This window comes from Gordonia sp. PS3 (assembly GCF_041950545.1).
Taxonomy (GTDB): domain Bacteria; phylum Actinomycetota; class Actinomycetes; order Mycobacteriales; family Mycobacteriaceae; genus Gordonia; species Gordonia sihwensis.
The window spans coordinates 2,261,450-2,283,114 of sequence record NZ_CP169524.1; the positions used below are offsets into that span (position 1 = coordinate 2,261,450).

Genomic DNA, 21,665 nt, shown 5'->3' on the forward strand with positions numbered 1-21,665 from the left:
AACAGAACTGTGAGCATGACAAGGCGGATTCAGGTGACGGCTCCTACCCGGTCCGCGATGTCGATCGCCCCTGTCTGGGCCCTGCTGCTGGTCGTCGGACTGTTCGTATCCGGATGCACCACCGAGCCCATCGACACCGGCGCGACCGCCACCGCGACCAGCGCGACACTGCGCTCCGGCCCCGCCACCGCGGCGCTCCCGGACGCCGACGTCGTCCCGGTCGACTCCGCCGTGGTGCCGGGCCCCCGCGCCGACCGGATCATCGCGCTCGATCGGAACGGCACGCTGGGCGACATCGTCTTCTCGCTCGGCCTGGGCACGCACGTCGTGGGCCGCGACCGTTCCACCACCTTTCCGTCGGCCTCGCGGCTGCCGTACGTGACCGAGACCGGCCACGCGATCAACCCCGAACGCGTCCTCGCGCAGAATCCGTCCATCGTCCTGGTCACCGACGACGCCACCCCCGCGGGTGCGGTCGACCAGATCCGTGCCGCGGGCATCCCGGTGTCGGTCTTCACCGGCCAGCGGTCGGTGGCCGGCAGCCCCGCGCTCATCCGCGATGTGGCCGCCGCGCTCGGCGTACCCGCGCAGGGCGAGAAACTGGTGGCGCGCACCGAGAAGCAGATCGCCGACGCCCGCGCCCTCCTCCCTCGCCCGACCGGCGATCCGACCATCGGCTTTCTGTACATCCGCGGCGAACATCTGATCCTGCTCGCGGGTCCGGGTTCCGGTGCGGACGATCTCATCGAAGCGCTCGGCGGTCGCGACGCCGGCACCAAGGCAGGCCTGACCGCGCCGTTCACGCAAGTCAGCGCCGAATCGATGATCCGGGCCGATCCCGACGTACTGCTCGTGATGACCCAGGGCGCCGACTCGGTCGGCGGCCTCGACAAGGTCCTTCAGCTGCCGGCCGTGGCCGACACCTCCGCCGGGCGCAACCGGCGCATCGTCGAGATGGACGAGACGCAGATCCTCATGTTCGGTCCCGACACCGGTCTGGTCCTCAGCGCGCTGGCGAAGGCGATCTATGTCTGATCTCGCCGACCGCGCCGAGCCGCGGCACAGTGACACCGGACACGGGAACACTGCACCACGGGACCCGCGGTCCGGCAGCGCTCCCGGGTTGCGGTATCGGCTGACGGCCGCGCTGTCGGTCTTCCGCGGCCGCGCACTGTGGGTGATGGCGGCGACGCTCGTCCTGCTCGGCGTGGTGGTCGTCGTCTCCGCGGGCACCGGACAGGTACACATTCCGCCTCTGGAGGTGCTCGGCTCCATCGCGCACCACTGGCACCTCGACATCGGTCCCCTGCCCACGCATCCGCAGGGCGAGAACGCGCTGTGGGTCTCGAGGTTCCCGCGGATCCTGCTCGGGCTGCTGGTCGGGCTCGCTCTCGGCACGGCGGGCTGCCTGCTGCAGGGAGTGCTCGCCAATCCCCTCGCCGAGCCGGGCATCATCGGCGTCTCGTCCGGAGCCGCGGTCGGCGCCTGCCTGATGATCGTGATCGGCGGCACCGGAACCAACGGCTGGGCCGTCGCCGGCGCCGCCGCGCTCTTCGGGCTCCTCACCACGGCCGGCGTCTACGTCTTGAGCATCCGTGACGGTGCGTCGTCGACGATCATGCTGGTCCTGACGGGTATCGCCGTCAATGCCTTCGCGCTCGGGATCATCGCCTATCTGACCTACGTCGCCTCCACCGCAGCCCGCGAGCAGATCGTCTTCTGGCAACTCGGTTCGCTGGCGGGCAACGTCTCGTGGACGCAGGTGAAGATCGTCGCACCGCTCGCCCTCGCCGGCCTCGCGGGCGGAATGGTGCTGGTCAAGAAGCTCGACCTGCTCGCCCTCGGCGAAGTGCAGGCCGCCGCCCTCGGCGTCAACGTGGAGGCCGTGCGACGCCAGGTGATCGTCCTGGTCGCGATGCTCACCGCGGCGGGCGTCGCGTTCACCGGAATCATCATGTTCGTCGGCCTGATCGTCCCGCACGTGATGCGCCTGCTGGTGGGCCCGCGGCACGCGCTGCTGCTTCCGGCGAGCGCACTGGGCGGCGCACTGGTGATCGCCGCCGCCGACCTCGCCGCGCGCACACTCACCGGCGGCGAACTGCCGCTCGGCATGCTCACCTCGCTGATCGGCGGCCCGGTGTTCTTCCTCCTGCTGCGCCGGCGGAATGCGGCGGCACGATGGTGACCGGGCAGACCGCCGTGCACGGCGGAGTCGTCGCCGAGGGCGTCACCGTCCGGATCGGCCGCCGGGAGATCGTCCACGGCGTCGACCTGGCCGCGCACCCCGGCGAGATCCTGGCCCTCGTGGGCCCGAACGGATGCGGGAAGTCGACCCTGCTGTCCGCGGTCTCCGGAGTCCGCGCACCGGAGTCCGGGACCGTGCGCATCGGCGACATCGACGTCCACCGGGCCGACTCGCTCACTCTCGCCCGCGCCCGCGCGCTCGTGACGCAGCAGAACCGGGCCGACACACCGTTCACGGTGCGCGAAGTGGTCGAGATGGGCCGATTCCCGTGGACCCGCACCCCGCAGGCGGTGCAATCGGAGGAACTGATCGACGCCGCGATCGCCGAATGCGGGCTGGAAGATCTACTGAATCGGCCGTTCCCGCAGCTCTCCGGCGGGCAGCAGGCACGGGTCTCGCTGGCCCGTGCGCTGGCGCAGGACACACCGGTCCTGCTGCTCGACGAGCCCACCGCCGCACTCGACATCGGGCACACCGAACAGGTCCTGACGATCCTGTCGCGCCGTGCGGCGGCGGGCGCCACGGTGATCCTCGTGGTGCACGATCTGACGCTCGCGGCCGCCTACGCCGACCGCGTCGCCGTGATGAAGGCCGGACGGCTGCTCGCGACCGGCGCCGTCGACGAGGTGATGACCGCCGACCTGCTGTCGGAGACCTACGATCATCCGGTCCTGATCTGGGACCACCCCGACACCGGCGAACGGATCATCACACCCGCGCGGTGAACCGCAGGCTACGGCCGGTAGCCCGCGGGGATCGCGTCGAGGAAGTCGCGCGTCACATTCACCGAATTGGTGGAGTCGCCGCCGAGCACGATGAGAGTCGCGAACGCGATGTCGCCGCGATAGCCCGCGAACCACGCGTGCGATCCGCCCGCGACCTCCGCCTCGCCCGTCTTGCCGTACACCTCGCCCGATCCGGCGATCGAGGTCGCCGTTCCCTCGGTGACCACCGCGCGCATCATCGGCCGCAGCCGCTGGTACACCTCGTCCGACAGCGCGGCCTGCGGGCCGGTCACCGTCGTCTCGCGTCCGTCGATGAGCTGCGGGACCTGAGCCCTGCCGGTGGCCGCGGCCGCGGCCACGAGCGCCATGCCGAGCGGGCTCGCCAGCACCCGGCCCTGTCCGAAACCGTCTTCGCTGCGGGCCACCAGCTCGGGTTCGACGGGCACCGAGCCGGACTTTACGTCCAGACCGGGCACCCGGTACACCTCTCCCAGCCCCATCGCGGCGGCCGCGTGGGTGAGATCGGTGGGCCCCATCCGGCTGGCCAGGTCGGCGAAGGTGGTGTTGCAGGAGTGGGCGAAGGCGGAGCGCAGCGGCACCGCCCCGAGCGAGAAGCCGTCGTAGTTCGGGATGGAACGCTCACCGATGTGGATCTCGCCGGGACACGGCACGATCGCGTCGGGATCGGTCATCTTGTCGTGGAAGGCCGCCGCGGAGGTGACCATCTTGAAGGTCGAACCCGGCGGGTACAGACCGGAGGTGGCGATGAGGCCGTCACGATCGGCGTCGCGGTTCTGGGCGATCGCGAGGATCTTGCCCGTCGACGCCTGCAACGCCACGAGCATCGCCTGCTTCCCCTGGACGGCGTTCACCGCGCGCTGCGCCGCGTCCTGCACCGACCGCGACAGGGTCAGCAGGACCGCGGGCGCGGGCGTGCCCGACTCGTCGGCGACCACGTCGGCGACCAGTCCGTTGGGGTTGAGCACCGAGACCCGCCACCCGCTGGACCCGGTGAGGCCGCCGGAGACCTCGTCCTTGACCTTCGCGAGCACCGACGGTGCGAATCCGGGGTCCCGCGGAACCAGAACAGCCTGGTCCTCGGTCACGATTCCGGGCACGGCCAGCCGGTCGCGCAGCCGGTCGAAGTCCGCGGTCTGGATCCGGCCGATCGGCAGCGGATCGCTCCGCGCCGTCGACTTCTCGGCGATCGCCTGCGGGTCGAGTCCGGGGATCAGGGGACCCAGGACGTCCACCAGACGGTGCGCCGAATCGCTGACGCTTCCCCCGGCCGCGGCCGTCGCGGCGTCGAACGACACCCCGACCACGGTGCCGTCGACCATCACCTCCGAACCGTCGGACTCGTTGACCGCCGCCCGCGGCGGACTGGTCTGCGACATCGCCAGCCGCTGGTCGGCGCCGAGCTTGGGATGGATCGCCGACGACTTCCACCGCACCGACCAGCCGGTGTCGCCGCGGCCGAGCGCGATGGTAGCCGAGTACTCCCACGATCTGCCGCCGGCCAGGGTCCAGGTGTAGGTGACGGGCACGTCCGCGACGTCCTGATCGATCCGTACCCGCCCGGCGGTCGCCGACATCGAGTCCGCCGCCAGTCCGGTCCACGTCTGCGCGAGTTGATCGCGAGCCCGGTCCGGATCGGTGGTGACCGCCCCCGCGCCGGAGAAGTCGCGGTCGGCGAACCGGTCGAGGAAGGTCTGAACAGCCGACCGGGGACCGTCGTCCTGCGTCGCACACGCCGTCAGAGTCGCCAGCAGCGCCAGCACCACGACGAGGCACGGCACCGTCGACCGGCTGCGATGAGGGCGACGCACGCGCGCTCGGAGTGTACTGGGCATCGGCCCGATCATAGAGGACGAGCGGGCGGTGGCCGTCAGTCGACCAGGACGGTCGCGAAGGTGCCGACCTGCTGGAATCCGACCCGTTCGTAGGTGTGCCGGGCGGCGGCGTTGAAGCTGTTCACATACAGGCTCGCGATTCGGCCCTGGCGGGCGATCGCCGCGGCCACCGCCGCGGTGCCCACCACGCCGTATCCCCTGCCGCGCCAGTCAGGATCCACCCAGACGCCCTGGATCTGGCCCACCTTGCGGGACATGGAACCGATCTCGGCCTTGAACACCACGCGGTCTCCGTCGAATCGGGCGAATACGCGCCGCGCCGAGATCAGGGCCGCGAGCCGCCTCCGGTACGACCTGCCCTCGTCCCCGGCCCGCGGATCGACGCCGACCTCGCCGATGAACATCTCGACGGCCGCCGGGAAGTAGGCGTCCAGATCGGCCATCGTCACCAGGCGGACCTGCGGATCGGGCGCGATCTCGGGATAGCCCGTGAGCGCGAGCAGCGGCTGGTCGTCGCGGATCTCCCGCGGGGGACCCCATGCCGCCGCGACGCGGTCCCACAGTCCGAGGACCAGGTCGGCCGATCCCACCACCGACGAGCACAGACGCGGCGACGCCAGTGCGCGGTCGGCGAAGACGTCGAGATCGGTCGCGCCGCCGATCAGCGGCATCAGATTCGCACCCGAGAAGGCGAGTGACTCGCTCGGCTGCGAGGCGGTCCACATCTCGCCTCCGAGGAAGCGGGGCGAGAGCCCGTACGCCTCCACCCGTGCCGCGACCATGCACGACGCCACCGGGTCGAGGTCGAGTGCGCGGGCCACCGCGTCGGCGTCTTTGGCGCCGAGCGGCCGGTCACCGAGGATCCCCAGCACGGCCCACCTCCCTGCTCACTTCAGTTCAGCAGCATCCCGACGTGACAGCGGATCGCTACGTCACGGTCACGACCGGGGCGCCGCTTCCAGTCTCCCCCGACTCCTCGGCGATACGCAGCGCTTCGGTGATCAGAGTCTCGACGATCTGTGCCTCGGGAACGGTCTTGATGACCTCGCCCTTGACGAAGATCTGGCCCTTGCCGTTACCCGACGCGACGCCGAGGTCGGCTTCGCGGGCCTCGCCCGGTCCGTTCACCACGCAGCCCATCACGGCCACGCGGAGCGGGATCTCCATGCCCTCCAGTCCGGCGCTGACCTCGTCGGCCAGTTTGTAGACGTCGACCTGCGCGCGGCCACACGACGGGCACGAGACGATCTCCAGCTTCCGCGGGCGCAGGTTCAGCGACTGCAGGATCGCGTCGCCGACCTTGATCTCCTCGGCCGGAGGCGCCGACAGTGAGACGCGGATCGTGTCGCCGATGCCCTCGCTCAGCAGCGCACCGAAGGCCACGGCCGACTTGATGGTGCCCTGGAACGCCGGTCCGGCCTCGGTGACGCCGAGGTGCAGCGGGTAGTCGCACTGCGCGGCCAGCTGACGGTAGGCCTCGACCATCACCACCGGGTCGTTGTGCTTCACAGAGATCTTGATGTCGCCGAAGCCGTGCTCCTCGAACAGGCTCGCCTCCCACAGGGCCGACTCCACCAGAGCCTCCGGCGTCGCCTTCCCGTACTTCTCCAGCAGTCGCTTGTCGAGGGATCCGGCGTTGACGCCGATCCGGATCGGGATGCCCGCGTCGCCTGCCGCCTTGGCGACCTCCTTGACGCGGCCGTCGAACTCCTTGATGTTCCCCGGATTGACTCGCACGGCGGCGCAGCCGGCGTCGATCGCGGCGAAGATGTACTTCGGCTGGAAATGGATGTCGGCGATCACCGGGATCTGCGACTTGCGCGCGATCACCGGCAACGCGTCCGCGTCCTCCTGGCGGGGGCACGCCACCCGGACCATGTCGCATCCGGAGGCGGTGAGCTGCGCGATCTGCTGCAGCGTGGCGTTCACATCGTGGGTCTTGGTGGTGCACATGGACTGCACGGAGATCGGGAAGTCGCTGCCGACGCCGACGTCGCCGACGTGGATCTGCCGCGTCTTGCGTCTGGGAGCGAGCACCGGCGGCGGTCCGGCGGGAATCCCGAGACCGATCGATTGAGTCATGTTTCCTCTCCTTGGCACCGTGATCGGCGGGCGCGCCGGCGCGGTCACCCCTCGAGTCTACCGACCCCGGCGCCACCGTGCGCACCGCGTCGACCGGGCCGATGTCCAGGGATTTGGACAGTTCAGCGGCCTGCGGACACGGCAGCATCAGTGCTGCAGATCACTGTCTGCGCCCCTGTCCGCACGTCCGAATCACCCGTCCCTGTCCGCCACCTCTGCCGAACGGAACCGCCCATGACGACCACCACCCCGAGAATCACCATCCCGACGCCCCCGCACCGCACCTCCGCGAAGAACGCCGGCCGACAGGCGGCGCTCGTCGCCGGCGCCCTCGCACTGGCGATGACCGCCCAGTCGGCGACGACGCCGGCAGCGGGTGCCGATCCCGCGTCGTCGGGCAGTCCGGAGTATCTGGTCGTCGGCGCGAGCGGCACGCCCGGCGTCACCGTCCTGAAGGCCCAGGGGCCGCGGCTGACGAAGGTGAGCACCGCTCCGACGAAGACCTCGTTCTCCCTCTCCCTCCGGCCGCATCCCAACGGGAAGTGGGTCTACAGCGCCGGGGTGGCCTCGTCGAACATCCAGGCGTGGCACCTCACCTCCGCAGGCCGGCTGGTCCCGTTGGCGGGCGGCGGCATCACCGACGCCGGCGGTCCCGTCACCGGCCTCGGCTTCAGTCCCGACGGCCGCTACCTGGTCGCGACCGTTGGCTCGGTGCGCACCACCCTGGTGACCTACCGGGTCTCGAGCACCGGCGGGTTGACGCCCGTCAGCCGGACCGATCAGCCGAACCCCGTCAGCGCCCTGGGCCATCCGCTCTTCACACCGGACGGCAAGCACGTCTACGTGCCGAGCTTCGTGGCCTGCACCATGGACGCGTACTCGTTCAGCGACTCGGGCAAGCTCACCCACATCGGGACCACTCAGGCCGCGGGGCTGATGCCCGCACTCGGCCAGGTCACGCCCGACGGCAAATACCTGTACATCGGCAACGAGCAGTCGCACAACATCAACGGCTGGCGCATCAACCGGAACGGCACGCTGACGCCCATCGGCGCCCCGTTCGTCGGGCTCGTGCCGCACGGCATGGCGGTGACCTCCGACAGCAGGTACGCCTACGCGCCGATGACGATGGGCATGAATGTGGCCTCGTTCCGGATCGGCCGGAACGGGACGCTCAACACGGTCGCGTCGACGCCGACCGGGCTCACCAGCCCGCCGGCCCGAGTGGTCCTCAGCCAGGACCAGAAGTGGCTCTACGTCATCGACGTCGCCTCGCTGACCGGGCTCACCTCGCACGTGAGCGCCTACCGCCGCCTGTCCGGCGGCCGTCTGGCGAAGTCCGGCACCTCCGCCGACACCGGCCTGGTGTTCACCGACGGCGACACCGCCTTCACCATCCGTCCCTCGGCGTGACGGCGGGCGCCCCGGCCCGGACGCGCTCGGGGCGCCTGGCGGTGACGGCGTCAGAACACCTTGATCGGGTTGACGATGTCGGCTGTCACGGTGAGGATCATGAACCCGCCCATCACGGCCACCACCGCGTAGGTGATCGGCAGCAGCCGGTAGTAGTCGACCGGACCCGCCGCGATCTTGCCGAAGCGGCGGCGCACGGTGTTGCGGATCTTCTCGTAGAGGGCGATCGCCATGTGTCCGCCGTCCAGCGGGAGCAACGGGATCAGGTTGAAGGCGCCCAGGAAGAAGTTCACGCTGAGCAGCAGCCCGAAGAACATGTCCCAGTAACCGTGCTCCACGGCCTGTCCGCCGAGGACCGATGCGCCGACCACGCTGACCGGACTGTCGACGGCGCGCTCGCCGCCGGTGACCGCGTGCCACAGGCCGGTGACCTTGGACGGCAGCGAGATCAGCGCCTTGAAGGTCTCGCTGAAGATGTCGCCGGTGAAGCGCAGCGCGCCGCCCCAGATGCTGCCCGCGCCGTAGTGCTCCACGTAGGCGGTGTCCAGGCCCACGCCGATGGCGCCGACCTGTGCGGGGCGCAGCGCGCCGCCGTCGCCTTCCACCATCCGCTGGACCGGGGTCACCGGCACCGTCAGATCCATCCGGTGGCCGTCGCGCTCCACCGTGAGGGCGACGGTGCCGGCGGACTGCTGGACGCGTTGGATCATGTCGGACCGGTCGGTGACGGTGTGGCCGTCCACCGCGAGCACCTGATCGCCGACCTGCAGTCCGGCTGCCGCAGCCGGGGCCGTTCCCGTGCACGCCACGGGCACTCCCTGCGCATCGGTGGTGGTGGCCACGCACTCCAGCGACTTCACGTACACCGGTTGATCGCCGATGATCGGCAGGCCCCACCCCAGACCCAGCACCACGACGAGCGCGAAGCCGAGGATGAAGTTCTGGACGGGTCCGGCGGCGAGAACCACGAGCCGTTTCCAGGTCGGCTGCGCGTACATCGCGCGTTCGCGTTCCTCGTCGGTCAGATCCTCGTGGGGCGTCATGCCCGCGATGTCGCAGAAGCCGCCGAGGGGCACCGCTTTCACGCCGTACTCGGTCTCCCCGCGCCGGGTTGACCACACCGTGGGACCGAAGCCGACGAAATAGCGGCGCACCTTCATTCCCGTCGCCTGCGCGGCCCACATGTGACCGAGCTCGTGCCAGGCGATCGAGATCAGCAGTGCCAGCGCGAAGAGCGCGACGCCGAGCACCAGACTCACTGATCGTCTCCCTCAGACCCGTGGGAGCACCGGGCCCCGCTTGACTGTGTTCGTGCCGGCCGCGTCCGTGCCGAGTGTGTTCTTCCCGACTACGAGCGCGCCGTGACGTGCTCCGCGGCACGCCGCCGCGCCCACTGGTCGGCGGCCAGCACCTCGTCCAGGGTACCCGGCCGCGATGACCACTGATCGGCGTCGGCCAGCACGTCCGCGATGACGCCGACGATCCGCGGGAAGTCGATGGCGCCGGCGAAGAATCCCTCCGCCGCCACCTCGTTGGCGGCGTTGTACACCGCCGTGAGGCTGCCGCCTGCCTTTCCGGCGCTGCGTGCGAGACGGATCGCCGGGAACACCTCGTCGTCCACCGGCTCGAAGGTCCACGTGGACGCGGTGGTCCAGTCGCACGCCGACGACGAGCCGGGGACGCGGTGGGGCCAGCCGAGGGCCAGTGCGATCGGCAGCTTCATCGACGGCGGCGACGCCTTCGCGATGGTGGCTCCGTCGACGAAGGTCACCATCGAGTGCACGATCGACTGCGGGTGAACGGTGACGTCGATGCGGTCGTAGTCGACGCCGAACAGCAGGTGCGCCTCGATGACTTCGAGGGCCTTGTTGACCAGCGTCGCCGAGTTGAGGGTGATCATCGGACCCATCGACCAGGTGGGATGCCTGCCCGCCTGCTCGGGCGTCACACCGCGCACCTGCTCGGCGGTCCACCCGCGGAACGGCCCCCCGGACGCCGTCAGGACGAGTCGCTCCACCTCGTCCGCGGTGCCGCCGCGCAGGCACTGCGCGATCGCCGAGTGCTCGGAGTCGACCGGCACGATCTGACCCGGCGCCGCGGCGTCGAGCACCAGGGCGCCGCCGGCCACCAGCGACTCCTTGTTCGCCAGTGCGAGCCGCGCCCCCGACTCCAGGGCGGCCAGGCTCGGGCGCAGACCGATCGCTCCGACCACTCCGTTGAGGATCACGTCGGCCTCCACCGACTCGATCAGCCGGACCATGGCGTCGGGTCCGCCGAGCACCGGGCCGCCCAGCCGGTCGCCGAGCACGACGGCGGCGTCGGCGTCGGCGACGGCCACCCGCTGCGGCGCCAGCCCCGTTTCGGCGACCTGCCGCTGGAGCAGTTCGAGGCTCCCCCCGCCGGCCCCGAGGCCGACCACCTGGAACCGGTCCGGGTGCTCGGCGACCACTTCGAGGGCCTGGGTGCCAATGGATCCCGTGGATCCGAGAATCAAAACACGCGTCGTCACACCCGACATTGTCGCGCACGCGGGTCGGGTTATGCTGTAGGCCGGACTACTACCGGTCGTCATAAGGAGTGAACGTGGCAAGCACTGAGGTCGAAACCATCGATACCGGATGGGTTCACGAGCCCGCCGACGCCCCGTCGGCTCGTTTCGGCTGGCACGGTGTGGCCCGCCGCTCGATCGCGATCGCTTCCTTCGTCACCGCGATCATCCTGCTCGGCATGCTCAAGGGTAATCACGTCGGCCACATCGAGGACATCTTCCTCATCGTCATCGCCGTGGCACTGATCGGTTACACCGTCTACGAGATGATTCCGCGCAAGGGCGTCTGGAAGCGCTGACCCGGCTGCGCAGGCACAGTCACCGGAATACCTGAAAGACCCGGACGCCACGTCGTCCGGGTCTTTCTCGTCTCTGTCCGTGTATGACGCGCCTACTTCTCTTCGGCGGCGAGCTGACCGCACGCCGCGGCGATCTCCTGCCCGCGGGTGTCGCGGACCGTGCACGACACCCCGTGTTCGCGCACCCGGCGGACGAACTCGGCCTCCACCGGTTTGGGGCTGGCGTCCCACTCGGATCCGGGCGTCGGATTCAGCGGAATGAGATTCACATGGACGAGCGAACCGAGCGCGGACCGGAGCTTGCGTCCCAGCAGGTCGGCGCGCCACGGCTGATCGTTCACATCCCGGATGAGCGCGTACTCGATCGACACGCGCCGGCCGGTCGTGTCCGCGTAGTAGCGCGCGGCCTCGAGCACCTCGGCGACCGACCACCGGTTGTTGACCGGCACCAGGGTGTCGCGCAGTTCGTCGTCGGGGGTGTGCAGCGACACCGCGAGGGTCACCGACAGCCCCTCGTCGGCCAGGCGGCGGATCGCCGGCGCGAGACCCACCGTCGACACGGTCACCGACCGCGCCGAGATGCCGAAGCCGTCGGGCGCCGGGGACGTGATCTTGCGGACCGCGTCCACCACGCGCCGGTAGTTCGCGAGCGGCTCCCCCATGCCCATGAAGACGATGTTCGACAGCCGGCCCGGCTCTCCGACCTCACCGTCGCGCAGTGCTCGGGCGGCGGCCCGGACCTGGTCGACGATCTCGGCGGTCGACAGGTTCCGGTCGAGTCCGCCCTGACCGGTCGCGCAGAACGGGCACGCCATACCGCACCCGGCCTGTGAGGAGATGCACAGAGTATTCCGCTCGGGATAGCGCATCAGGACCGATTCCAGCAGCGTGCCGTCGTGCAGGCGCCACAGCGTCTTGCGTGTGCTGTCGTCGTCGCAGGAGATGTGCCGGACGGGTGTCATGAGCGTCGGGAAGAGCGTGCGCGCGACGTCCTCGCGTGCGCCCGCGGGCAGGTCGGTCATCTCCTGAACGTCGGCGGTGAGCCGGCCGTAATAGTGTTTGGCCAGCTGATTCGCCCGGAACTTGGGCAGGCCGAGCTCGGCGGCCGCCTCGATGCGGCCCTGCTCGTCGAGGTCGGCGAAATGCTTCGGCGGCAGGCCGCGCTTGGGTGCGTCGAAAACGAGGGGCAGAGAGCTCACACCGACCATTGTCTCATGCGACGATAGAGGCATGACCACACCTGATCCGAAGCACGGGGACCGATTCGACGAGACGGCCGGCGGCGCGGAGCCGCACGAGGTCGCTCCGGTTGAGGGGTCGCAGCAGTACGGCACCGTCGATCCGGTGAAAGCCGAACGCCGACGGGTGGCCGCTGCGGCCTCCGCCGCATCCGGCACACGTACTCAGGCGACGTACGTCGGATGGGTGCTCGGGGTGCTGGTCACGATCCTGTTGATCGTGTTCATCGTCATGAACCCCGACTCGGTGGAGATCGACCTGATCTTCTTCAAGGCCGACCTGCCACTCGGCGTGAGCCTGCTGATCGCCGCCATCGCGGGCGCCCTGATCACCGCACTGCTCGGCGGCGCGAGGATCTTCCAGCTCAACCGGGCGCTGAAGAAGGCGCGCAAGCACGGGTAGCGCTCGCCGCCCCGCTCCTCACAGCAGCCAGGCCAGCACTGCCCAGGTGATGAACGCCGAGGGCAGCAGCGAGTCCAGACGGTCCATGATGCCGCCGTGACCGGGCAGCAGCGTGCCCATGTCTTTGATGCCGAGGTCGCGCTTGATCTGGGACTCGACGAGGTCGCCGGTGGTGGCGACCACCACCAGCAGCGGACCGAGCACGAAACCGATCCACCAGTGCGAGGTGTCGAGGATCCACACGACGCAGGCGAGTGCGCCGAGGGTGCCGACGACAACCGATCCGGCCAGTCCCTCCCACGACTTCTTGGGACTGATCGCGGGCGCCATCGGATGCTTGCCGAACAGCACGCCCGCCACATAACCGCCGACGTCGGAGCAGACCACCACGATCATCAGGGTGAAGACGCGGAGCGCACCGTCCTCCTGGCGTACCAGGTAGGTGCCGAAGGTCGCGAGCATCGGCAGCCACGCCAGCACCAGGATCGCGACCGACAGATCGCGCATGTAGTTCACCGGAGCGTTCGACAGACCCTGTGCGAACAGCTTCCAGACCATCATCACCAGGATCGTCGCCGCCATCGCGACGAAGGTCCCGGCCAGTCCGAACGGCCACGACAGCCAGATCATCGCCTGTCCACCGGCCAGCAGCGGGATCACCGGGACCGCGAAACCGCCGTCCCGCAGCCGCTTGACGACCTCCCAGGTCGCGATCGCCAGTGCGACAGCGACGACGCCGTACCAGCCGTCCGGGGCCAGCAGCAGCACGGCGATGAGCAGACCGCCCAGGATGCAGCCGACGCCGATGGCTGCCGGGAGGTTCCGGCCGGCCCGGGAACTCCCCCCGGAGGGTTTCTCAGCCTGCTCCGGTGTACTCGTCATACCTCGAGCAGCTCAGCTTCTTTGTTCTTCACGAGCTCGTCGACCGCATCGGTGTAGGTGTGCGTGGTCTTGTCGAGTTCCTTCTCGGCGCGCGTCACCTCGTCCTCACCCGCGTCGCCGTCCTTCTGGATCCGCTTGAGCTCGTCGACGGCCTTGCGCCGCACGTTGCGGATCGCGACCTTGGCGTCCTCGCCCTTGCCGCGCGCCTGCTTGCCGAGCTGCTTGCGGCGCTCCTCGGTGAGCTGCGGGATCGCGACGCGGATCACCGTGCCGTCGTTGGTCGGGTTGACGCCCAGGTCGGAGTTCCGGATGGCGGTCTCGATGTCGTTCATCGTCGACTGCTCGTACGGCTTGATGACGACGAGCCGCGGCTCCGGGGTGTTGATGCCCGCCACCTGGGTGATCGGAGTGGGAGCGCCGTAATAGTCGATGACGACTTTGTTGAACATCGCCGGGTTGGCACGCCCGGTGCGGATGGAGGCCATGTCGTCGCGCAGGTGGGCGACGGCCTTCTCCATCTTCTCCTCGGCGTCGAGCAGCGCTTCGTCGATCATGATGAGTCTCGTTCCTTCTTTTCGTCGCGGTGGAAGTCTGGGATCGGCAGTGGTCAGGAGGCCTGCGGGGTGCGCACCAGCGTGCCGATCGGTTCACCCGCGACCGCGCGGGCGATGTTGCCGCGCTCGAGGAGATTGAACACCAGGATCGGCATGTTGTTGTCCATGCACAGGCTGAACGCGGTCGCGTCGGCGACCTTGAGCTGCTTCTCGATCGCCTCGCGGTGGCTGATCTCGCGATACAGTTCCGCGTCCGGGTTGCTGCGCGGGTCGTCGGAGTACACGCCGTCGACGGCCTTGGCCATCAGCACCGCCTCGGCCTTGATCTCGAGCGCGCGCTGCGCAGCGGTGGTGTCCGTGGAGAAGTAGGGCATGCCCATACCCGCACCGAAGATCACCACGCGGCCCTTCTCGAGGTGACGTACGGCGCGCAGCGGCAGGTACGGCTCGGCGACCTGACCCATGGTGATGGCGGTCTGCACGCGGGTGGTGATCCCCCGCTTCTCCAAGAAGTCCTGCAGCGCGAGGCAGTTCATGACGGTGCCGAGCATCCCCATGTAGTCCGAGCGCGAACGGTCCAGACCGCGCTGCTGCAGTTCGGCGCCGCGGAAAAAGTTACCGCCGCCGATCACGATGCCGATCTGGACGCCCGAGGAGACCACCTCGGCGATCTGGTCGGCCACGGTGCCCACGACGTCCGGGTCGAGCCCCACGGAACCGCCACCGAACATCTCACCGCCGAGCTTCAGAAGCACCCGGGAGAAACCTGCTCTGCCCTCTTCGGCGGTCGACTGCGATTCGCTCATCTCTTCCTTCGCTCGAGTGTCGGCACAAACTCTCTCCATCTTAGGGCGTCGATCGTCCCGCATACGCACTCCGGCCCCGGAGTCGCCCTCGCGGGTCGATTCCGGGGCCGGAGTGCGTATGCGGCCTAGCGGACTAGGACTGGCCGACCTCGAAGCGGGTGAACGCGACGACGGTGGCGCCGGCCTCGTCCAGGATCGCCTTCACGGTCTTCTTCGAGTCGGTGACCGACGGCTGGTCGACCAGGACGACGTCCTTGTAGAAGCCGTTGACGCGGCCCTCGACGATCTTCGGGAGCGCCTGCTCGGGCTTGCCCTCGGCCTTGGCGGTCTCCTCGGCGATACGACGCTCGTTCTCGACGACGTCCGCGGGGACCTCCTCGCGGCTGGCGTACTTGGCGCGCAGCGCGGCGACCTGCATGGCGGCGCCGCGAGCGGCCTCCGCGGCGGTGTCGCCCTCGCCAGTGTAGGAGACCAGGACGCCGACGGCGGGCGGCAGGTCCGAGGCACGCTTGTGCAGGTAGACGGCCACCGGGCCGTCGTACGACGCGACGCGGCGCAGGACCAGCTTCTCGCCGATCTTGGCCGAGAGCGCCTCGACGGCGTCGGCGACGGTGCCGTCGCCGAGCTTCGCGGCGAGCAGAGCGTCGACGTCGTTGCTGCGCAGCTCGATGGCCGCACCCAGGATGTCGTCGGCGAGCTTCTGGAACTCGTCGTTCTTGGCGACGAAGTCGGTCTCGCTGTTGAGCTCGATCATGACGCCGTCACGGGCGGCGACCAGACCCTCGGCGGTGGAGCGCTCGGCACGCTTGCCGACGTCCTTGGCGCCCTTGATGCGCAGCTCTTCGACCGCCTTGTCGAAGTCGCCGTCGTTGTTCGCGAGGGCGTTCTTGCAGTCGAGCATGCCCGAACCGGTCATTTCGCGCAGACGCTTGACGTCCGCCGCGGTGTAGTTCGCCATAGGTGGCGACCCTCCTTTGTCGATTTGTGATCGAGAGACAAGATTCTCCGGCGGGGTGATCACCCCGCCGGAGAAGGGGCCCGGATCATCGTGCTCGGGGCCCGTTTCCTGCTTCTCGGCAGTTCTTATTCTGCGGCCGGAGCCTCGGTGGCGCCATCGGTGGCCGGTGCGGCCGCCGGAGCGGTCGCCTCAGCCAGGAGTTCCTGCTCCCACTCCGCCAGCGGCTCGCCCTCGCCGGCCTCCGGCTTGGCGTCGCCCGCGGTCTGGCCGGCACGCGCCTGAACGCCCTCGGCGACGGCCGAGGCGATCACGCGGGTCAGCAGAGCGGCGCTGCGGATCGCATCGTCGTTCGCCGGGATCGGGTAGTCGACGACGTCCGGATCGCAGTTGGTGTCCAGGATCGCGATGACCGGGATGTTCAGCTTGCGAGCCTCACCGACGGCGATGTGCTCCTTGTTGGTGTCGACGATCCACACGGCCGAGGGAACCTTGGCCATGTCGCGGATACCGCCGAGCGTGCGCTCCAGCTTGTTCTTCTCACGCGTGAGCATGAGGATTTCCTTCTTGGTGCGACCCTCGAAGCCACCGGTCTGCTCCATGGTCTCCAGCTCCTTCATCCGCTGGAGACGCTTGTGCACGGTGTTGAAGTTGGTGAGCATGCCACCGAGCCAACGCTGGTTCACGTACGGCATGCCGACGCGGGTGGCCTCGGCGGCGATCGACTCCTGAGCCTGCTTCTTGGTGCCGACGAACAGGATGGTGCCGCCGTGGGCGACGGTCTCCTTGACGAACTCGTAGGCGCGGTCGATGTACGACAGCGTCTGCTGCAGGTCGATGATGTAGATGCCGTTGCGGTCGGTGAAGATGAAACGCTTCATCTTCGGGTTCCAACGGCGGGTCTGATGCCCGAAGTGTGCGCCGCTGTCAAGCAGCTGCTTCATGGTCACGACAGCCATGAATATGTCCTCTCTCGCAGTTGTCACCGGCGCTCGGGTCGAGCTCCGGTCCTGGCGCCCGCCATCGGCGAACACACCCGGAGGTATCCGGGACCGCGTGTTCCGATGTAGCTTCTCGCGGGCGCGCGAAGTCACCCAAGACATGCCTGGGTGCGTCGCCAGACTACTCCGATGCGCGATCACCAGCCAAATCAGCGTCTCGGGCGACGACGGCCGCGCGACACGCCGATGGAGCCGAACCTCCGCGCCGTGCGTCTAAGTCCTATGAGGAGGTCCTATGGGGAGTCTCAATACCCGGCGTCGCGCCACCGCCATCGCGCTGGTGTGCGCGAGCGCGCTGCCTGCCGGCCCCGGCGCGGCGTCCGCGCAGCGTGCGTATCACTGGCCGCTGGCCCCGCGCCCGCCCGTGGTCCGCGGATTCGATCCGCCGGCTGAGCGCTGGCTCGCCGGGCACCGCGGCGTCGACCTGGCAGCACCCGCCGAGTCCGCGGTGGTCGCGGCCCGCGCCGGAACGGTCACCTTCGCCGGACCCGTCGCCGGCCGTTCCACCGTCACGGTGCTGCACCCCGACGGGATCAGCACCACGTATGAGCCGGTGGTGCCCCGCGTGCGTCGCGGCGAGCACATCCGAACCGGTCAGCTGGTCGGTGTGCTGCAAACCGGTCACGAGGGGTGCTCCGCGACGGCCTGCCTTCATTGGGGCGCTCGTCGCGGCAGCGGGCGGAGCGTCCGCTACCTCAACCCGCTGAGCCTGCTCGGGTTGTCGACCGTGCGGCTCAAACCACCCCGCTGACGCTGCCGGGTCGGTGATGCGGCCGGTCTCATTCACGACCGCGGGTGCGCCTGTTTGTGGACCGCGCGCAGTCGTTCCACGCTGACGTGCGTGTAGAGCTGCGTGGTCGACAACGACGAGTGCCCCAGCAGTTCCTGCACCACCCGCAGATCGGCGCCTCCCTCCAGCAGGTGGGTGGCCGCACTGTGACGCAGTGCGTGCGGGCCCACCGACCGTCCCGCAGCCTCGGTGGCCCGATGCACCACCGTGCGCGCCATCCGCTGATCGAGCCGTCCTCCCCTGACGCCGACGAACAGGGCCTCCCCCGAGGCGGCGGTCGCGAGCGCCGGGCGCCCACGGCGGCGCCAGGCGTCCAGCGCCGATGCGGCAGGCGCACCGTACGGCACCACCCGCTGCTTGTCGCCCTTGCCGATCACCCGGATCGCGCGGCGATCGTCGTCGACATCGCCGACGTCGAGCCCGCACAGTTCTCCGACACGGATGCCGCAGCCGTAGAGCAGTTCGAGAACCGCACGGTCGCGCAGCGATACCGGGTCGTCGGACGAGGGTCCGTCCGGCGCGGCGGAGTCGACCCGTCGCACCGTCGCCTCGATCGCGTCCGCGGCTTCCTCGGGAGCAAGCACCGCCGGCAGCACCCGGCGCGCCTTGGGCGCCTGGAGGCGCACCGCGGGGTCGACGGACATCTCGCCTTCGCGCGTGGCCCATTCGCAGAACGTCTTGACCGACGACACCCGGCGCGCGACGGTGGTCCGCGCGGCGCCGCGGCGCGAGATCTCCGCCAGCCAGGCGCGGAGCAGGTCGAGATCGACGTCGGTGAGCCGAACTCCGCGCGCACCGGCGAACGCCGTGAGGCCGCGGATGTCGGCGAGATAGGCACGAACGGTGTGCTCACTGCGCCCGGACTCGTATCGCAGGTGCGCTGCGAAGCGATCGAGGAGGTCGGCCATGACTCGATCCTAAAGTCTCACCACATGCACCACATAGACCTCAGCAGCATCAGCGGGCGGATCACGGCAGCGGGGTCGCCCGTGCGGCGGAGCCCCGCGCGGCGATGTCCGCGACTCCCACCGCCGCGGCCAGGAGCGCGACGAGTCCCGCGAACACCAGGCCCGATTCCCGCAGTCCGATGGCGAGCGACAGTGCGCCGACACCGATGGCCGGCACGGCGAGCATGAGGTACAGGCCCGCGAAGAAGGCCGAGGACACCGCACCGCGCTGGGCGGGATCGACGCGCTCCACGGTCGCCGCGAGCCCGGCGTTGACGCACAGACCGGCGGATACGCCGAGGACGATCGGCGCGATCAGCAGCGCGGCGAGCGATTCGGCGGAGAGCGCCACCGCGAGAACGGCGGCCGCGACCACCAGTCCGCCGCATCCGGCCTGCATGGCTGCGCGCGACGAGATCCGGCGCGCGACGAACTGACCGACGACCATGAACGCGAATGCGAGGAAGACCACCAGACCCGCCACAGTGTGCGAACCGATGCCGAGGTAGCGCACCAGGAACAGGGCCGACACCGCGGTGAGGACACCGCACACGGCGAACCCCGCGCCCGCGGCGAGGACGCCCCGGACGAACGCTCCGCGGATCGGTGCGGGAACGGTCAGTCGCGGCGCCTGCAGTCGCAGCGGCGCGGGGTCGGCCGGGGCCGGCGTGAACGCACGGAGTGTGACGAACGCCAGTACCGACAGCCCCAGGTGCACCGCGTACGGCAGCGTCAGCGGAGCCGACGAGAGATCGGCGACGACCCCGGCGAAGAGGGTGCCGACACCGAGGCCGCCGGTGTTGACGGCGATCGCGAGCATTCCTGCGCGCGCTTTGTCTGCGGGACCGACCAGATCGATCACCGCGGCCGTGCCGGTGCCGCTCATCAGTCCGGCACTCAGTCCCGACACGATCCGGGCCGCGATCAGCAGCGGAAGCGACAGCGGCAGCAAGAACATGACCGCACTGATCACGGCGAGGACCAGGGCGGTCAGCAGGATCGGGCGGCGGCCGATCTGATCGGACAGCCGTCCGAAGACGATGAGCGCGAACATCACGCCGAAGGCGTAGACGGCGAACAGGATCGTCACCGTGAACTCGGTGAAGTCGAGCCGCTGCGAATAGAGCGAGTACAGCGGGGTGGGAAGGGTGGTCCCCATCATCGTGACCAGGAAGGCGAAGGCCGTCGCCAGGACGGCTCCCCGCCGCGCGGGCGCGGAAATCATGAACACTCCACCATTCGCTGAGAACATGCGTTGACTATTCAGAACATGCGTTGACTGGGCGACCGTCGACGAGACAAAGCGGTTCGTAAAGGAAGCTAGCAGCGGATGCCGGTGTGGTATCCCCCACTCGTGCGAAAAGTACTTAACCTCGGTTACCTATTTCGCGCTAAGTTTCCTGATGCCTCGCGTTCCCCGGCCTGGCGTCATCCTTCTTTCGAAAGCTCCACCGCCCCGTGACATCCCCCAGTACCTCCGCCGACCACCACGACACGGCCGAACACCCGCGCCTGGCCGTCGCAATCCTCTGCGCCGCCGGAATCGTGGTGGCGCTGATGCAGACGATCATCGTGCCGCTGATCCCCGACCTGCCGGCCATCCTCGGCACCTCACCGACCAATGCGTCCTGGGCGCTGACGATCACGCTGCTCGTCGGTGCGGTGGTGACGCCCATCTCGGGCCGCCTCGGCGACATGATCGGCAAGCGGCTGGTCCTCATCGCCAGTCTCGGCGCGGTAGCGGCGGGATCGGTCGTCTGCGCGCTCTCGTCGGGGCTGGCACTGTTCCTCATCGGACGCGGAGTTCAGGGTCTGGGCATCGGCACCATCGCGGTCGGCATCAGCCTGATGCGCGACATCGTGCCCCCGGCGCGCCTCGGCTCGTCCATCGGCGCGATGTCGGCCTCGCTCGGCGTCGGCGGATCACTCGGCCTCCCGTTCGCCGCGGTGATCGCCCAGCAGGTGAGCTGGCACGCACTGTTCTGGGTGAGCGCGGCGGTCGGCGTGATCGCCGCGTCGGCCGTCGCGGCGGCCGTCCCGCGCAGTTCGATCGCCACGGGCGGGCGCTTCGACCTGGTGGGCGCGATCGGGCTCACCGTCCTGCTGAGCTGCATTCTGCTCGCTCTCTCCAAGGGCGACGCCTGGGGCTGGTCGAGCCCGGCCGTGCTCGGCCTGTTCGCCGCGTTCGTCGTCTCCTCGGTGCTGTGGTGGCGATGGGAGAAGCGCGTGGACAATCCGCTGATCGACCTCGCCACCAGCATTCGACGTCCCATCCTGCTGACCAACATCGCCTCCGTCGCCACCGGTTTCGCGTTCTACGCCATGCAGATCATGCCGATCCAGGTGCTCGAGGCCCCGACCTCCACCCAGACCGGCGTCGGACTGACCATCGTGGAGGCCAGCCTCGTGCTGATGCCCTCCGGGCTGGTGATGTTCGCGTTCTCCTACGTCAGCGCGTGGATGACGCGGCGCTTCGGCGCACGGGTCTCACTGGCCTCCGGCGGCGTGGTGATCGGGGTCGGTTACCTGGGCTTCCTGCTGATGATCGCGGGGCCCTGGCATCCGACGTGGGGATTCATGGTCATCGTGAACTGCTTCGTCGGTGCCGGCCTGGGCGTCGCGTATTCGGCGATGCCCGCCCTCATCATGGACTGGGTCCCGGTGACGCAGACCGGGGAGGCCAACGGCGTCAACGCACTGATGCGATCGGTCGGCACGTCCACTGCCACGGCCGTGATCGGCATGATCCTGGCCGCGTCCGTCGAGACCGTCTCGACGACCGGCGGGGCCGTCGCCGTACCCTCCACGGACGCCTATGTGTGGGCGTCGATCGTCGCGCTCGTCACGTGTGCCCTGGCGACTGTCGCCGCGCTGGGCGTGCCCGCGAGCCGGCTCCGCGACGAACGCGTCGTCTGAGCCGCCCG

General features: G+C 69.4%; 21 protein-coding genes. 8 read left to right on the forward strand and 13 right to left on the reverse strand.

What is annotated here, in order from left to right:
* Window positions 1-57: 57 nt before the first annotated feature.
* From ACE11G_RS10475 to ACE11G_RS10485, 3 genes are read left to right on the forward strand one after another with little or no spacing between them, the layout of a single operon-like run.
* On the forward strand, window positions 58-1,035 hold the full coding sequence (locus tag ACE11G_RS10475; protein WP_062366809.1) for a hemin ABC transporter substrate-binding protein: 978 nt from the start codon (window positions 58-60) through the stop codon (window positions 1,033-1,035).
* Entirely contained in the window at window positions 1,028-2,185 is a 1,158-nt protein-coding gene (locus ACE11G_RS10480; RefSeq protein ID WP_156150468.1) for an iron ABC transporter permease, read from the forward strand. Before ACE11G_RS10475 ends, ACE11G_RS10480 begins: the two co-directional genes overlap by 8 nt.
* The gene (locus ACE11G_RS10485; protein WP_006897880.1) at window positions 2,179-2,970 is read left to right on the forward strand and encodes a heme ABC transporter ATP-binding protein; all 792 of its coding nucleotides are present in this window, start codon (window positions 2,179-2,181) and stop codon (window positions 2,968-2,970) included. The genes ACE11G_RS10480 and ACE11G_RS10485 overlap by 7 nt, the downstream gene beginning before the upstream one ends.
* 8 nt (window positions 2,971-2,978) lie before the next feature.
* On the opposite strand, the gene ACE11G_RS10490 is transcribed toward ACE11G_RS10485, so the two are convergent.
* Genes ACE11G_RS10490 through ispG form a run of 3 tightly spaced genes read right to left on the reverse strand, consistent with a single transcriptional unit; the run spans window position 2,979 to window position 6,905 of the window.
* Window positions 2,979-4,823: a penicillin-binding transpeptidase domain-containing protein gene (locus ACE11G_RS10490; protein WP_375002084.1), complete on the reverse strand. Its 1,845-nt coding sequence runs from the start codon at window positions 4,821-4,823 to the stop codon at window positions 2,979-2,981.
* A gap of 35 nt (window positions 4,824-4,858) precedes the next feature.
* Complete coding sequence (locus ACE11G_RS10495) at window positions 4,859-5,695, reverse strand: GNAT family N-acetyltransferase (protein WP_006897882.1); 837 nt, start codon at window positions 5,693-5,695, stop codon at window positions 4,859-4,861.
* 55 nt (window positions 5,696-5,750) lie between these two features.
* Window positions 5,751-6,905 (reverse strand): flavodoxin-dependent (E)-4-hydroxy-3-methylbut-2-enyl-diphosphate synthase, encoded by a 1,155-nt coding sequence (gene ispG, locus ACE11G_RS10500; RefSeq protein WP_006897883.1) that lies wholly within the window; start codon window positions 6,903-6,905, stop codon window positions 5,751-5,753.
* A 234-nt stretch (window positions 6,906-7,139) separates the two neighbouring features.
* Between ispG and ACE11G_RS10505 the strand changes: the two genes are divergently transcribed.
* Window positions 7,140-8,318 (forward strand): beta-propeller fold lactonase family protein, encoded by a 1,179-nt coding sequence (locus ACE11G_RS10505; protein ID WP_062366807.1) that lies wholly within the window; start codon window positions 7,140-7,142, stop codon window positions 8,316-8,318.
* A 50-nt stretch (window positions 8,319-8,368) separates the two neighbouring features.
* On the opposite strand, the gene ACE11G_RS10510 is transcribed toward ACE11G_RS10505, so the two are convergent.
* Together ACE11G_RS10510 and dxr are read right to left on the reverse strand one after the other, a co-directional pair.
* A complete protein-coding gene (locus ACE11G_RS10510) occupies window positions 8,369-9,577 on the reverse strand; it encodes an RIP metalloprotease (protein WP_045538417.1) in 1,209 nt (402 codons plus the stop codon).
* 89 nt (window positions 9,578-9,666) lie between these two features.
* Window positions 9,667-10,836 (reverse strand): 1-deoxy-D-xylulose-5-phosphate reductoisomerase, encoded by a 1,170-nt coding sequence (gene dxr, locus ACE11G_RS10515; protein ID WP_062366805.1) that lies wholly within the window; start codon window positions 10,834-10,836, stop codon window positions 9,667-9,669.
* 65 nt (window positions 10,837-10,901) lie between these two features.
* Here dxr and ACE11G_RS10520 point away from each other — a divergent pair, with 65 nt between their 5' ends.
* Window positions 10,902-11,165, forward strand: coding sequence for a DUF2631 domain-containing protein (locus tag ACE11G_RS10520; RefSeq protein ID WP_006897887.1), 264 nt, complete (start codon window positions 10,902-10,904; stop codon window positions 11,163-11,165).
* Between the two features lie 92 nt (window positions 11,166-11,257).
* Here ACE11G_RS10520 and rlmN read toward each other — a convergent pair whose 3' ends face one another.
* Window positions 11,258-12,364 carry a 23S rRNA (adenine(2503)-C(2))-methyltransferase RlmN gene (gene rlmN / locus ACE11G_RS10525; RefSeq protein ID WP_039868035.1) on the reverse strand — a complete coding sequence of 369 codons (1,107 nt, stop codon included), beginning with the start codon at window positions 12,362-12,364 and terminating at the stop codon, window positions 11,258-11,260.
* Between the two features lie 31 nt (window positions 12,365-12,395).
* Here rlmN and ACE11G_RS10530 point away from each other — a divergent pair, with 31 nt between their 5' ends.
* Entirely contained in the window at window positions 12,396-12,806 is a 411-nt protein-coding gene (locus ACE11G_RS10530) for a lipopolysaccharide assembly LapA domain-containing protein (RefSeq protein ID WP_375002088.1), read from the forward strand.
* Between the two features lie 18 nt (window positions 12,807-12,824).
* Here the strand turns inward: ACE11G_RS10530 and ACE11G_RS10535 are convergent, their stop codons facing one another.
* The 5 genes from ACE11G_RS10535 to rpsB all read right to left on the reverse strand — a co-directional run bounded on the left by ACE11G_RS10535 (window position 12,825) and on the right by rpsB (window position 16,962).
* Window positions 12,825-13,688, reverse strand: coding sequence for a phosphatidate cytidylyltransferase (locus ACE11G_RS10535; protein WP_006897890.1), 864 nt, complete (start codon window positions 13,686-13,688; stop codon window positions 12,825-12,827).
* Window positions 13,685-14,242 (reverse strand): ribosome recycling factor, encoded by a 558-nt coding sequence (frr, locus tag ACE11G_RS10540; RefSeq protein WP_006897891.1) that lies wholly within the window; start codon window positions 14,240-14,242, stop codon window positions 13,685-13,687. The genes ACE11G_RS10535 and frr overlap by 4 nt, the downstream gene beginning before the upstream one ends.
* Before the next feature lie 53 nt (window positions 14,243-14,295).
* A complete protein-coding gene (pyrH, locus tag ACE11G_RS10545; RefSeq protein WP_006897892.1) occupies window positions 14,296-15,048 on the reverse strand; it encodes a UMP kinase in 753 nt (250 codons plus the stop codon).
* Between the two features lie 133 nt (window positions 15,049-15,181).
* Window positions 15,182-16,006 (reverse strand): translation elongation factor Ts, encoded by an 825-nt coding sequence (gene tsf, locus ACE11G_RS10550; protein ID WP_006897893.1) that lies wholly within the window; start codon window positions 16,004-16,006, stop codon window positions 15,182-15,184.
* A gap of 125 nt (window positions 16,007-16,131) precedes the next feature.
* The gene (gene rpsB / locus ACE11G_RS10555) at window positions 16,132-16,962 is read right to left on the reverse strand and encodes a 30S ribosomal protein S2 (protein ID WP_006897894.1); all 831 of its coding nucleotides are present in this window, start codon (window positions 16,960-16,962) and stop codon (window positions 16,132-16,134) included.
* 277 nt (window positions 16,963-17,239) lie between these two features.
* Here rpsB and ACE11G_RS10560 point away from each other — a divergent pair, with 277 nt between their 5' ends.
* Entirely contained in the window at window positions 17,240-17,755 is a 516-nt protein-coding gene (locus ACE11G_RS10560; protein WP_062366803.1) for a M23 family metallopeptidase, read from the forward strand.
* A 32-nt stretch (window positions 17,756-17,787) separates the two neighbouring features.
* Here ACE11G_RS10560 and ACE11G_RS10565 read toward each other — a convergent pair whose 3' ends face one another.
* Both ACE11G_RS10565 and ACE11G_RS10570 read right to left on the reverse strand, forming a co-directional pair.
* Window positions 17,788-18,702, reverse strand: a complete 915-nt coding sequence (locus ACE11G_RS10565; RefSeq protein ID WP_006897896.1) for a tyrosine recombinase XerC — start codon at window positions 18,700-18,702, stop codon at window positions 17,788-17,790.
* Between the two features lie 61 nt (window positions 18,703-18,763).
* A complete protein-coding gene (locus tag ACE11G_RS10570; RefSeq protein WP_375002094.1) occupies window positions 18,764-19,966 on the reverse strand; it encodes an MFS transporter in 1,203 nt (400 codons plus the stop codon).
* A gap of 233 nt (window positions 19,967-20,199) precedes the next feature.
* On the opposite strand from ACE11G_RS10570, the gene ACE11G_RS10575 reads away from it, so the two are divergent.
* On the forward strand, window positions 20,200-21,657 hold the full coding sequence (locus ACE11G_RS10575; protein ID WP_346075266.1) for an MFS transporter: 1,458 nt from the start codon (window positions 20,200-20,202) through the stop codon (window positions 21,655-21,657).
* Window positions 21,658-21,665 lie beyond the last annotated feature (8 nt).